Source organism: Micromonospora sp. NPDC002717, from assembly GCF_040295705.1.
Lineage (GTDB): Bacteria > Actinomycetota > Actinomycetes > Mycobacteriales > Micromonosporaceae > Micromonospora.
This window is the reverse complement of the sequence record NZ_JBEOVW010000048.1, coordinates 16,485-28,814: the sequence shown is the minus strand read 5'-3', so window position 1 is coordinate 28,814 and position 12,330 is coordinate 16,485. Positions and strand designations below refer to the sequence as shown.

Sequence of the window (12,330 nt, the reverse complement as noted above, 5' to 3'; positions counted from 1 at the left end):
TCGCGGGCTCAGCGGCCGGCCGGCGCCAGCGCCGACTCCAGGAACCCGCCGACCGAGCGGCGCAGCCCGGCGGCGTCCAGCCCGTGCCACCGGGTGTGGTCCTCGGCCGACCCGTAGCGGCGCAGCTCCTCGCGCCCGACGCCGAGCGTCAGCAGCCGGTGCGGCCGGTCGGCCAGCGCCGCCGACACCACCCGCGCCGACGTCCCGGCCAGGTAGGGCTCGACCAGGATCACCTCCGTGCCGGCCAGCGCCCGCAGCCCCGCGGTGTCGAACGGCCGGGGCCGGTGGGTGTACGCCACCGTGACGCCCAGGTCGGCCGCCGCGGCGAGCGACGCGTCCAGCACCGGGCCGACCGCGACCAGCAGCGGGGCGCCCGGCCCCGCGTCCCGGAGCACGCGCAGCGCGCCGTCGCCGCCGTACGGCCGGTCGTTGTGCTGGCTGGAGAGCCGCAGGTACGCCGAGCCGTCGGCGGCCACCGCGTCCCACAGCAGCGCCGGCACCTCGTCGGGGTGGCCGGGGACGTGCACGGTCCAGCCGTGCAGGGTGTCGATCAGCGAGACGTCCGCCGGCGAGAGGTGGGTGCGCCCGGCCGCCGCCCGGTCGTACGACGCGCCGACGCTGACCAGCACCGCGCCCACACCCTGGTGGTCGAGGTCCAACTTGAGCTGCTCGTACGCGCGCTCGACCAGGAACGGGGCGTAGCTGTGCGCGATCGGCCGCAGCCCGGTCAGCGCCAGCCCGCCGGCCACGCCCACCATCAACTGCTCGCGGATCCCGACGTTGAGCACCCGGTCCGGGTGCCGCCGCGCGGCCGGGGCGAACGCGGCGGCGGAGATGTCCGCCAGCACCAGCGCCGTACGCGGATCGTCCGCGAGCAGCGCGGTGGTGGTGTCGACGAAACGGTCCCGCACGGTCACTCCCCCTGGTCGACGACCGCGACGACGACGTGCGGCCGGTGGTTGTCCTGCCCGGTCAGGGCGGTGTGCAGGGCGTCGTGGTCCCGCCCGTCGACGGTGGCGGCGGTCCAGCCGTTGACGGTGAACCGGGCCGCGGCGCCGCCCGGCCAGCCGTGCGTGGCGGAGCCGTTGTCGATCACGATCGCGGTCAGGTTGCCCAACCCGGTCGCGCCCGCGTACGCGATCGCCTCGTGGTTGGATCCCTCGTCCAGCTCCGCGTCGCCGAGCAGCACGAAGACCCGGGGCGTGAGCAGGCCCTGGGCGCGCAGCCCGAGCGCGGTGCCCACGCCGAGCCCGAGCCCGTGGCCGAGGGAGCCGGAGCCGATCTCCACCCCGGGCACCAGCATCCGGTCGGGGTGGTCGCCGAGCCGGCTCCCCGGGCCGCCCTGGTCGTCCAGCCAGTCGGCGGGGACGAAGCCCTTCGCGGCGAGCACGGCGTAGTAGCCGGCGACGGCGTGCCCCTTGGAGAGCAGGAACCGGTCCCGCTCCGGCGCGTCGACGGTCTCCGGGGTGATCCGCAGGATCCGGTCGTAGAGCACCCAGAGCACGTCGACCGTGGAACGGACGTTCGCGCCGAACTCCCGGCCCGCGCGGACCCGCTCGTACAGCGGGGCGACGGGCCCGGGCAGGGGCGGCACGGTCGGGTCGTCCGGCGGTGAGGCGGTCGCCACCCGACCCGCGTTGGCGGTCATCGTGGTCATGCCGCTAGCCTGCAAGTTGAAGTCCGCTTCAACTCAAGGCGACGTGATGCACGAGTCACTGACCATCGGCCAGCTCTCCACCCGCAGCGGCGTGGCCCCTTCGGCGCTGCGCTACTACGAGCGGCTCGGGCTGATCCGGGCCGAACGGACGGGCGGCAACCAGCGCCGGTACGCCCGCACCGAGCTGCGCCGGGTGGCGTTCATCCGGATCTCCCAGCAGGTCGGCATCTCGCTGGAGGAGATCCGGGAGGCGCTGGACTCGCTGCCGGCCTCCCGTACCCCCAGCGCCGAGGACTGGGCGCGGCTCTCCGCGGCCTGGCGGGAGCGCCTGACCGAGAAGATCCGGCTGATGACCAAGCTGCGCGACGACCTCGACGGCTGCATCGGCTGCGGCTGCCTGTCGCTGCGGCGCTGCACGCTCTACAACCCGGACGACTCGCTCTCCGGAGAGGGCTCGGGGGCCCGCCTGATGCTCCCCCGCCCGGCCGCCGACCCGGCACCGGCCGCCTGACGGCGACCCGGCGGCCGACGGTGGCGGTCACGGCGGCTGACGGTGGCGGCGCGGCACCGGCCGACGGCCGGCCGGCTCGTGATCCCTGCGCCGGCCCGGTTTGACGCGTCAGCCGGTGGTGAGCAGCACCTTGCCGACGTGGTCGCTCGACTCGACCAGCCGGTGCGCCTGCGCCGCCTCGGTGATCGGCAGCCGACGGTCCACGATCGGCCTGATCGCGCCGGCCTCGACCAGCGGCCAGACCTGCTGGCGGACGCCACGGACGATCTCCGCCTTCTGCTCCCGGGGCCGGGACCGCAGCGCGGTGGCCGCGACCGTGCCCCGCTTGGCCAGCAGCGCGCCGAGATCCAACTCGCCCTTGCGGCCGCCCTGCATGCCGATGACCACCAGCCGGCCGTCGGTGGCCAGCGCCGCCACGTTCCGGGGCAGGTAGGAGGCGCCCATGATGTCGAGAATGACGTCGGCGCCCCGGCCGTCCGTGACCCGCCGCACCTCCTCGACGAAGTCCTGCTCCCGGTAGTCGATCGTGTGCGCCGCGCCCAGCTCGCGCAGCCGCTCGTGCTTGGCCGACCGGGCGGTGACCACCACCGTGGCGCCGAGCGCGACCCCGAGCTGGACCGCGAAGGTGCCGATCCCGCTGCCGCCGCCGTGCAGCAGCAGCGTCTCACCCTTCGCGAGCCGGGCCAGCTGCACGACGTTCGACCAGACCGTGCAGGCCACCTCGGGCAGCGCCGCCGCGTCGACCAGGTCGACCCCCGCCGGCACCGGCAGCAACTGCCCGGCCGGCACGGCGACGCGCTCCGCGTACCCGCCGCCGGCCAGCAGCGCGCAGACCTCCTGGCCGACCTCCCAGCCGGCCACGTCGGGCCCGGTCGCGCTGATCACCCCGGAGCACTCCAGCCCGGGGTACGCGGGCGCGCCCGGCGGCGGCGGGTAGTGCCCCTGCCGTTGCAGCAGGTCCGCCCGGTTCACGGCGGTGGCCCGCACGTCGACGAGCACCTCGCCGGGGCCGGGCTCGGGATCGGGCACCTCGCTCCAGACCAGTGCGTCGGGTCCGCCAGGCTCCGGGATCGTCATCGCGCGCATGCCCTGTGTCTACCCCACCCGCCCGTCGGTCCACGCCCGGGCCAGGATCTCGTCCACCGTCTGCCCCGGCGTCTGCGCGGAGGTGTCCAGCCAGAGCCCGATGCGGGGCGTCTCCGCGCGGAACCCCGCGTCCAGGTCGGCGACCGGCCAGTCGCCGTACCCGGTCTTCTCCCGGGCGTCCTCGCGGGCGGCGACGACCTCGGGGCTCGGCGCGAGCACGACGACCGCCAGCGGGCGGTGCCGGATACGGTCGACCATGGCCGGCAGGTCCGCGCCGAGGACCACGTCCTGGAGCACCACGGTGAAGCCGTCGGCGGCGTAGCGGTCCGCCGCCGACGCCGCGAGGTCGTAGCGCAGCCGCAACTGCCGCCACGCCTCCTCCGACGGCTCGGCGGTCATCTCCTCCCGCCCGCTGACCACCATCCGCCGGAAGACGTCCCCCCGCAGGTGCATCGCCTGGGGCAGCCGCCCGGCCAGCGCCTCGGCCACAGTGGACTTGCCGGCGGCCATGATGCCGGTGATCAGCACGACGGACGGGGTCTCCCACATGCCGCCGATCATTTCAACGCGGGTGCCGTGCCCGCTCGCCCGGTGCGCCGCCGTGGCAGACTAGGCACGGTCGCGTACCCCTGCGGGGCGCGGCCCGGGAGGGTTCGCCTAGTGGCCGATGGCGCTGGTCTTGAAAACCGGTAAGGGCAGCGATGTCCTTCGTGGGTTCGAATCCCACACCCTCCGCCGATGAACAGCAAAAACGCCCCCTGATCAGCGCGAACGCCGGTCAGGGGGCGTGTCTATGGATGGCGAATCGGTCTCACTTCGTCTCGCTGGGGGCCGTCGTGTCTCACTGGTCGTGTCGTTTACGTGTCGGCGACTCCCGGCTCACTCTCGGCCGTGCCCGGCTCCTCGGTGCCCAACGCTCCCTCGATCCGCTTAATGGACCGCGTGGCCTGGTTGCCGCTCAAGGAACAACGGCCGAGGCCCACTGCCGATTCAGCCTTCTAGGGGATCAAGGCGCTCCGCGCGGCGCGGGCCGGGGCGCGGCAACCGGCTCCTACGGAGCCGCCGCCCCGGCCGCCTACGGCGCCGGGGCGGAAAGTCAGCCGGCCCGCAAACCACGCCCCGCCCCGCGCGTCACCCTGGGTCCGTGAAAGGGACCGGTGACGAGTCCCGGACTGACCGGGACCATGCGACAGCTCTACCTTCCGGCTCTTCCAACCTCGTGACGTCTCACCGCAGACCGATCGACGGTCCGTCGGTCGAGCTGCCGAACGGAATTCGCCAGGCCGCTCACGAGTCCGAGGTGGGAAAGGGGTGAGGTGGAGGAGGGGCAGAGGGTAGGGGCGGGGTTGGGGTTAGGGCTGCCTCCAGCGGGGGCGCAACGACTCCAGGATGGAGTTGCCGAACGGTTGCGGTCGTGGGTGGTTGGGGTGGGATGGCAGGCACGGGCGATGTAGAGAGGCTCGGCCCAGCCCTAATTCACCAGAGCGTCTTCGCCTTCGACAAAGCCAGTGAGGTTGGGGTTGGCGGTGGCCGGCCTGCACAGCGGCTGCGTCCAGCCATCGATTAAGCCAGCCAGACGATGACCGTTTGGCGACCTGGTTACGCGTCCGCCGGGACTAAGCATCAAAGAAACAGTGCCAGCACAGGGAGTATCGGCTTCATGTAGGCCAGAATGACACCGTTCCGTTACCTGCGTGCAGATAACGTCGGTGTTGTTGTTAGCAACGAGTCTAACTGTCGATGGTAGCGGGTGCCCGTACCTATTATGGCTTCCCGCACTGAATATCACAAGCGAAGGCTCTACTGCGTCCAGTAGTTCTTGGTCGTCAACATGGCGTTCCGTGTGCCTCATCGCTCCGTGGTGTGGCCACTTGAGAAAGTCGGATCTAACCGAAATTCCCTCAGATAGAATTCGACTCCAAACCCTGCCGTCCGCGTCGCCTCCCACAAGCACTCTAGTGCCGTTCGCTTCGATTGCCACTACGCCGCTAGCAAGGTTTCGGTCGAAGGAAGAAACAGCAAAGAGCAGTTGGCGATAGGACGGGGCGAGTAGTTCGAAACGAACCGCCCCGACTGTCCCCACGAGACCCTGTCTAGCATCACTGAATTCTATGTGATTGTATCGCTGATCGCGCAGTCTCCGAAGGGTGGCCAATACGCGGCCTTGGTTTCCATGAGCCAGCAGCGTCTCGTGGTTGAAACGCAAGGTCTTGGTTCCGCACTGGTCTAGAACACCGATAATGCCGCCAAAGTGATCTAGGTCCCAATGTGTGATCAGCGCTACTGCTAGCTTGCACCCGCGATCGCTAAGGGCCTGCTCGACCACATGCTCCCGGCCACCCGGGCAGTCGATTAGTATTGCTTCTTTAGTTGAATAATCGACGACGAGTGTCGAGTCTCCTTGGCCTACATTCAGAAACAGAACCTCGACGTTGGCCGCTTCGGTGGCATCGGGGGATGCAGAAGATCCCGGCAGATTGACCTCATTCACGTTCACTCCCCGTCACCGAATTCAGTTAGTGCCAGTCACGACCGGATGGGCATCGTGATAGGCGGGGTTCTGCATCAAGGCCTCGGCGTCAACCCAGCTTTCAGGCTGGTAGAAGTACTGCCCGTCCCTAAGTGGGGCGCCGTCTGGAATAATAACGTCAAAGGTGGCGCCCGGACGACACAATGCAGCCGGCAAGCTGGGCGGCGGATCAACCCAAACACCCTCGGACGAGGTTATGCCAACAACCTCGATCAACATGCGCTGATCACTAACGTCAAGCACGACGCCGAACCTAGACCTAGGCTTACCATTGTTGCTTGCTGCTGCGGGCACTGGTGATTGTTGGTACCGGTAAACCCCCTCAGGTGCCACAAAGTCCGACAGGCGGCGTTCCAGACCTGTTTGCACTTCTGGCGGAACCTCCAAGGACCTCCAGACAAACTGGTCGATGGCGCGAGTGATATTGCCAAGAGCGTCGGGTTCGGTCGCGGCCCTAATTCCCTCTCGCCCCAGTTCGGCCAGCGCTTTCCAGTCCGACCGGCGAGACGGCGAGGGAATGCTCAGGACATCTGCTGTGCTGACGTTCCGCTCAACAGCGCGTTCGTCAACCCAGCATGACGCGAAGCCGGAAGCAAGGAAGGCCGTTAGGCCATAGAGGTAGGCCTCGTCATCTTCATGTGGAATAACCATGTGCATGCTGTTCCTCACCAGCACGCCACGGCTGTCGAGTCCTGTCCATAGGCGCCATGGAGTGTCAGGGCCACTGGCTGCAGGGACAACGACTTTCCGACGGCCTAAGCCCACCGCACCGCGACCCGTTTGAAAATCGCCTGGAAATCTCATTGGGCTTAGTCGACCTTCGGGCATCTCGGCAAAAGGACGCATGTCGCGAAGACGCGGAAGGTACAGGCAGTTTGCCTCTCGTGTGGTTCGAGCCGTGAATCCCGCCACAGGTTGGGGCCCTGCAGTCACAGTGGCGACGGACGAAACGGTAGTAACATCGCGCCCGATAAAAGAAGCAGTCAGCAGGCCGGAAAGGAGTGGACCGGACTCGGGTAATTTGTGGGGGTCGGCCAGGTAAGCCTCACCACCAGACAATCCACGATAGAAGGAAGCAAGGCTCGACTTGCGGAAGACTCTGCGAAAGAGGATGGGACCCTTGCGAGAAGGCGCGGGGGTCTGCTTCTGAGCGAAGAGCACCGCGGGCGCCATGTTTCCCGACTCGAAGGACCCCTTTGGGAGACGCCACACTTCAAATAGGTCGCAGGACTCGCGCAGGGATGCTCTTGCTTCTCTGCTACTTCTGTTTCGAAGCCAGCCAACAGGCAATACGACCGCAAGCAGGCCCCCTGGCCGGAGGCTATTTAGCATCCATCTCAGGAAGTCGTCTGCAGCCTCTGCTCTGCGTCCGTGGCTCGTGTTCGTATTCCTCCATGGAGGATTCGCTACTACGATAGACGGCCTATCGGTTTCAGGCATGTATTCAAGCAGCGCGTCCCTCTGCCTTACATCCCACCCATTGCCCGCTGGCATAGCGTGAAGTAGCAGACTTAGGCGAGCAATCTCTACTGCAAACGCGTCTGTATCGAAGCCTCTTAGGTGTTCCGCCAGGTCGTGATGGCTCTGGGCCAGGTTCCATTCTGCGGGTTGAAGAGCTCGCAAGCGGTCATGTGCCGCAAGCAAAAGACTTCCCGAACCGCAGGTTGGGTCTAGCACCGATCGGTCGCCCGGGGGTATCAGCTCGACCGGTAGTTCCGCCAGCATGCGCCGAGACAGTCCAGGAGGCGTGTAGTGGGTGCCTAATTGCCGCCTGGTGATGTCGCTAACGAGTGTGCTTTCATAAACCCCGCTGAGGACGAGCGGATCCAGGCTCTTGAAGTTAATATCTGCGCCTAGCCCGGCAACTACGCCAGTCAAGCCGTCCAGTTCGAGCGGGCTTAACGCCTGCACCCATGAAAACTCGCTCGGATATCTTTGGAGAATTGTATCGAGAAGGGCCCCAGCGGGAAGCTCGGGAAAATCTTCCTTGTCTCTAAGGACTAGCGCTGCGAGCGCGCCCACCACGAGCCTTGAAGCTCGCTGGTGGGACCTCTCCAATGCGTCACGCTCGGAGTTCGCCTCACGCTCGTAACCGAGATGATCAAAGGCTGCAATTAAAGCCCTCTCGACCCGCGGCGCCAGACGATCCTCGGTTGCTTGTCGCGCATAGTCTAACAAAGACACATCTATTGGAAAAAGACCGGGCTGGCGGCTTCCAGTCTTCATTTCGAAAATGTGACGCGGGCTTAAATGCTCTCGCACATCCCTTGTTAGGCTCAGGTCGCCGAACGGGATGTCAAAGAGCCGGTGAGTGCTGCCGTCCCGAGTCACCGTCGCCAAAGATAGTCCCGCCGAATCAGCGAGCCCCACAATCGGCGCGGCGAGAAATCTTCCGATTTGAGCAGCCTGCCCCCACACGTCCTCGCGCGCGCCCTCAGCGAACTCGACGACTAGAGCAGCCGTGCTCATGTCCTTCGGTTCACTGCGGCTAAACGCGACGAGATCAGCCTCGACCTGTCGGTCCCCAAGCCACACCGTGTACTCATGCTCGATGAGGTCAGAGCCGTAGCCGAGCAGTTGCAGTGTGTCAAGAAGCTGGCGTGCCTGCGGCCTGCTCTTCGCCTGTCTCTTGTGCCGCATACGAGAAGGGTCGCACAAAGACGACGATCAGCGCAGTACCGATAGTCTCATAATTTGCGGTGGTTACCCAGCTCGTCGGCCGCCACCGCTGTCTAGCGCGATCGTTCTTGCCGGCCACCGCCGGGCTGCGGTCACGGCGACTGGCTGTGGGAGCTAGGGCATCTCGGTGAGCTTGCCTCGACTTGCGGGGATAGACCTGTCTCTAGCGCTTCCGATACAGCCATCGGTACAGCCAAGCCCGCCGACGGGCTGGTCCAGGGGCGGCAGTAGGCGACACGGCGAGCAGGTCAGCGGCACGAACCGACGCTGGCCGACAGAAGTCATGATCTTTGCAAGGCAGGGGGCGATGCCGGTTTCGTGACCAGGCGGCAAACTTTCAGGCATGAGTTACGACCTGGCGGTGTGGGAGGGCGCGCAGCCCGGAGACGACGTTGAGGCCGGCGGGGTCTATGAACAGCTCTACGAGGAGTACATGGAAGGTGGGGAGTTCGGTCCGACCCCGCGCATCCTTGCCTACGCCGCAGCGCTAGCCGAGCGCTGGGCCGCCCATGCCTGGAGGCAGAACCTCTGGTTGGGGCTCGCTGCTCGATGACGCGTCTGGGCCGATGATCTACCTGACGATGCCCTATGGATAGCCGGAGAGCTGTCGGCCGAGGCCGCCCGGCTGGCAGCCAACCATGGCCTTGTCTGCTATGACCCGCAGTCGGAGCACCTACGGCCAGTACATGAGGACTAGGTAGCGCGTCGGGCTGGCGGTAACAGCCTTGCCCGTTGGCGCGAAAGCCGAGGGCTGGCGGCGGTGAACGACCTGGCCTGAGTGGGCCGTGTGTCGTATCCGTGTCGCGACGACCGGGCGGGACGGCGTTCATGCTGGTCAAAGTCTTGAGTTGCATGGTCTTGAAAACCGGTAAGGGCAGCGATGTCCTTCGTGGGTTCGAATCCCACACCCTCCGCTCCCTCGGACCGGACAAACGCCCTCTGACCAGCACGAATGCCGGTCAGGGGGCGGTCTACGGACGGTGAGCCGGTCTCACTTCGTCTCGCTCCCGGCCGCCGCGTCTCGGACGCTGTCGCCGTTGTCGGTCTCCGCGTCGGCGATCAGTAACGTCACCGGTGGCGCTCAGTGGGCCGGCACGCCCGACAGTTCGGCGCGCTGCTCCCTGTCGCTGGGTGACGCGGACCGCCGACGCGCAGCGACGACCACCGCAGCGGCCGTCACGAGGGTGAACACCGCTACCCCGGCGAAGGCGACCAGTGTCTGCCGATCGAGACGGGTCACCGGCATGCCTCGCTTCGCCTGCCAGGTGAATATCGCGAACACGCCGGTGTAGCCGAGGCTGGCGACGCCGACCAGCCGGGCCCGGACCCGTTCGTCGCGGAGCCAACCATGACTGGCCGCGAGCACACCCAGGATCGCGGTGACGAACAGCAGCACCTGGATGGCGTGCAGGCCGACGAAGTGCGGTACGCGGAGGTCGCCGCCGGTCGTACTCCAGTTGGTGAAGAACATTCCGTGGCCGTCGGGGTCACCGATTCCGTGGCCGCCGCTCATGGACACCGGGTGGCCGTTGGCGTCGGTCACCGTGCGGGGTGCTGCGCTCGAGGAGTTGCCGAGCCAGAGGGCCACGACCATGCTGGCGATGGCAAGCCCGAGTCCGGCGCGCAGGGCGCGGGTCATGGCGCGGTCGCCGGTGCGTTGGATCAGGACCAGGACCGCGATGATCAAAGTGGTCAGCAGGAGTGGCGCGACGCCGATGGAGAACACCGTCCGCACGGTTTCGGCGACAGGCTCGGCATTGTTGTTGAAGTGGCTGAAGGTGCCGTGCGCGGCGGCGTAGGCGACGGCACCGACGTCCAGCAGGCCGGCGACCGCGAAAACGGTGCCGAGCCACCAGCCGAAACGCCTGCCCTTGCTCAGCTTGCTGAGCAGCCATGCCAGGGTCAGGCCGTACACCCCCATTGCGAAGCCGAACTTCATCGGCTTCACCCAGACCGATTCGCCCATGAGCAGGCGATCGTCGACGAACAGGCCGACGGCGGAGACCAACGTCAGGGTGAACATGAGCGTCGCGTTCGCCACCAGCGGGCGGTGCCAGCCGCGTAGCGTGCTGACGCACGTTGCAACGATGGTCATCGGGCTCCAGACGAGGATCAGGGGGCCGTGTCTGTTCGAACGAGCCCGCCTTGGACGGTGCTGATGTGTCCACCAGCCTCAGCGAATCCGCCCCGCCCAACCATCCGATACACCCCCGGACGCGTCCGCCGGTCCACCCCCGGTCGGGCCGGGGGTTAACCCCCTGGGCGCCGGTACACACTCTCCGGCCCTGACCAGCACAACGCCCCCTGGCCAGCGCAAACGCGGCCAGGGGGCGTCGTGGTGCCTGTCCGGGCGGCGGGCTCGGCGACTGCCGCTCCTGCTCACTGGTTGTGCCCGAGCTGACCCGCCCAGCCCGAACGTGGCGTCAGTAGTCCAGGAGTAGGGGCTGACGGTGCTCGATCGCGGTCTCGGCGAGATCGAGCATCACCGCGAGGCCGAACCGTGCGAACTCCACCAGCGTCGGGTCGTCGGTGAACAGCCCGCGCCGAAGCTCGGCCGGGTCGTGCCCGGCGAGGAGACCGGTGCGTTCGTCCAGCAGGCGCAGCTCCGCGGCCAGCCGATCGATCGAACCCATCCGGGTCGGTTGACCCGTCGGCCGGGACGCCTCGATCACCAGCGGATCCTCGGCGAGCGGCAACCACCACTCCACCCCGGACAGCAGGGTGACGTAGCGCTCGGGCTGTGCCGAGGCCGCCTGGTAGGCGGGCGCGTCGGCGAACTCGCGCGGGCTGTCTTCCTTGCCCCAGGGGCCCGGATGCAGGTCCGGACGCTCGTCGTACGCGGCGAACAGCAGCACGGCGCCGAATCCGTCCCAGTCGGGCTTGTCGGTCCAGTACGGCTGGGTCGTGCCCTCCGGCCAGTCCACGGGACCGCCGAGCGCCTCCCCGAGCCACTGTTGCCACTCCCGTACGGCGTTCTGGACCACGTCCGGGTCGGCTTCGTGGTCCTCGTCCTCCTGCGCCCGGATGATCCGCACGTCGTACCCGTCCTGTGCGCCGATCTGCTGTGTGATGGTCAGCCAGTCGTTCAGGTGGTAACGGGTCAGCGGTCCGACGTAGAGATCAAGGCCCATGGGGAGGCATTCTTGCCCACGGCGCACGTGACGTGTCGACTCGGGTCGAAGCCGCCTCGTACGGGACGCCGGGCGCCTCCGGTTCGATCGCGGGCGTCGGCGGGGTATGAAGGGTGCGGAGGACAACCGCGCTCACCGGAAGGACCTGTCCAGATGACCCTGGAACGACCGATCGCCCCGGACCCGTACGAGCTGCTGCCGACCGTGTCGTCGTTCACCCTGACCAGCGACGACGTGCAGAACGGCGAGCCGATGGACGCCACGTACGCCCACGGCAGCGTCGGGGGCGGGAACGTCTCGCCGCAACTCGCCTGGTCCGGCTTCCCGGCCGAGACCAGGGGCTTCGTCGTGACCTGCCTCGACCCGGACGCCCCGACGGGGAGCGGGTTCTGGCACTGGGTGCTGGTCAACCTGCCGGCGAGCGTCACCGAGTTGCCCAGAGGAGCGGGCGCGGAGGATTTCGGTGGCGCCTTCACGGTCCGCAACGACTACGGCGACCAGGGCTACGGCGGCGCCGCACCGCCGGCCGGTGACCGTCCGCACCGCTACGTCTTCGCCGTGCACGCCCTCGACGTGGAGCGCCTCGACGTCACCCCCGACGCGACCCCCGCCGCGGTCGGCTTCAACCTGGCCTTCCACACCCTGGCCCGCGCCGTCATCCGCCCCACCTACCAGGTCAAGCAGTAACCCCCTCCCCTCCCTCTCCCTGCCCCGCGATCTTGCGCTTCGGCCCTTG

General features: G+C 67.6%; 11 protein-coding genes and 1 tRNA gene. 4 read left to right on the top strand and 8 right to left on the bottom strand.

Annotated features, from left to right (window positions below; genetic code table 11):
• Positions 1-8: 8 nt before the first annotated feature.
• Entirely contained in the window at positions 9-911 is a 903-nt protein-coding gene (locus ABT006_RS33255; protein ID WP_350712444.1) for a transketolase family protein, read from the bottom strand.
• Between the two features lie 2 nt (positions 912-913).
• The gene (locus tag ABT006_RS33250) at positions 914-1,657 is read right to left on the bottom strand and encodes a thiamine pyrophosphate-binding protein (protein ID WP_350712443.1); all 744 of its coding nucleotides are present in this window, start codon (positions 1,655-1,657) and stop codon (positions 914-916) included.
• A 46-nt stretch (positions 1,658-1,703) separates the two neighbouring features.
• On the opposite strand from ABT006_RS33250, the gene soxR reads away from it, so the two are divergent.
• Positions 1,704-2,168, top strand: coding sequence for a redox-sensitive transcriptional activator SoxR (gene soxR, locus ABT006_RS33245; protein ID WP_350712442.1), 465 nt, complete (start codon positions 1,704-1,706; stop codon positions 2,166-2,168).
• A gap of 108 nt (positions 2,169-2,276) precedes the next feature.
• Here the strand turns inward: soxR and ABT006_RS33240 are convergent, their stop codons facing one another.
• Together ABT006_RS33240 and ABT006_RS33235 are read right to left on the bottom strand one after the other, a co-directional pair.
• Positions 2,277-3,254: an NAD(P)H-quinone oxidoreductase gene (locus ABT006_RS33240; RefSeq protein ID WP_350712441.1), complete on the bottom strand. Its 978-nt coding sequence runs from the start codon at positions 3,252-3,254 to the stop codon at positions 2,277-2,279.
• 9 nt (positions 3,255-3,263) lie between these two features.
• Entirely contained in the window at positions 3,264-3,803 is a 540-nt protein-coding gene (locus tag ABT006_RS33235) for an AAA family ATPase (protein WP_350712440.1), read from the bottom strand.
• A gap of 97 nt (positions 3,804-3,900) precedes the next feature.
• Between ABT006_RS33235 and ABT006_RS33230 the strand changes: the two genes are divergently transcribed.
• Positions 3,901-3,989, top strand: a tRNA-Ser gene (locus ABT006_RS33230).
• Positions 3,990-4,725: 736 nt separating this feature from the next.
• Here ABT006_RS33230 and ABT006_RS33225 read toward each other — a convergent pair.
• Complete coding sequence (locus ABT006_RS33225) at positions 4,726-5,745, bottom strand: ComEC/Rec2 family competence protein (protein ID WP_350712439.1); 1,020 nt, start codon at positions 5,743-5,745, stop codon at positions 4,726-4,728.
• 21 nt (positions 5,746-5,766) lie between these two features.
• Positions 5,767-8,424 (bottom strand): N-6 DNA methylase, encoded by a 2,658-nt coding sequence (locus ABT006_RS33220; RefSeq protein WP_350712438.1) that lies wholly within the window; start codon positions 8,422-8,424, stop codon positions 5,767-5,769.
• 382 nt (positions 8,425-8,806) lie between these two features.
• Between ABT006_RS33220 and ABT006_RS33215 the strand changes: the two genes are divergently transcribed.
• Positions 8,807-9,016, top strand: a complete 210-nt coding sequence (locus ABT006_RS33215) for a hypothetical protein (protein ID WP_350712437.1) — start codon at positions 8,807-8,809, stop codon at positions 9,014-9,016.
• A 528-nt stretch (positions 9,017-9,544) separates the two neighbouring features.
• Here ABT006_RS33215 and ABT006_RS33210 read toward each other — a convergent pair.
• Positions 9,545-10,558, bottom strand: coding sequence for a hypothetical protein (locus ABT006_RS33210; RefSeq protein ID WP_350712436.1), 1,014 nt, complete (start codon positions 10,556-10,558; stop codon positions 9,545-9,547).
• 328 nt (positions 10,559-10,886) lie between these two features.
• Positions 10,887-11,594 (bottom strand): hypothetical protein, encoded by a 708-nt coding sequence (locus ABT006_RS33205; RefSeq protein ID WP_350712435.1) that lies wholly within the window; start codon positions 11,592-11,594, stop codon positions 10,887-10,889.
• 153 nt (positions 11,595-11,747) lie between these two features.
• Between ABT006_RS33205 and ABT006_RS33200 the strand changes: the two genes are divergently transcribed.
• Complete coding sequence (locus ABT006_RS33200; RefSeq protein WP_350712434.1) at positions 11,748-12,281, top strand: YbhB/YbcL family Raf kinase inhibitor-like protein; 534 nt, start codon at positions 11,748-11,750, stop codon at positions 12,279-12,281.
• The last annotated feature ends 49 nt before the right edge of the window (positions 12,282-12,330 follow it).

Coding starts and splice junctions, on each gene's coding strand:
- ABT006_RS33220 (WP_350712438.1), bottom strand. CDS start 8,424: ATGCGGCACAAGAGACAGGCGAAGAGCAGGCCGCAGGCACGCCAGCTT.
- ABT006_RS33205 (WP_350712435.1), bottom strand. CDS start 11,594: ATGGGCCTTGATCTCTACGTCGGACCGCTGACCCGTTACCACCTGAAC.
- ABT006_RS33210 (WP_350712436.1), bottom strand. CDS start 10,558: ATGACCATCGTTGCAACGTGCGTCAGCACGCTACGCGGCTGGCACCGC.
- soxR (WP_350712442.1), top strand. CDS start 1,704: ATGCACGAGTCACTGACCATCGGCCAGCTCTCCACCCGCAGCGGCGTG.
- ABT006_RS33235 (WP_350712440.1), bottom strand. CDS start 3,803: ATGTGGGAGACCCCGTCCGTCGTGCTGATCACCGGCATCATGGCCGCC.
- ABT006_RS33215 (WP_350712437.1), top strand. CDS start 8,807: ATGAGTTACGACCTGGCGGTGTGGGAGGGCGCGCAGCCCGGAGACGAC.
- ABT006_RS33250 (WP_350712443.1), bottom strand. CDS start 1,657: ATGACCACGATGACCGCCAACGCGGGTCGGGTGGCGACCGCCTCACCG.
- ABT006_RS33240 (WP_350712441.1), bottom strand. CDS start 3,254: ATGCGCGCGATGACGATCCCGGAGCCTGGCGGACCCGACGCACTGGTC.
- ABT006_RS33200 (WP_350712434.1), top strand. CDS start 11,748: ATGACCCTGGAACGACCGATCGCCCCGGACCCGTACGAGCTGCTGCCG.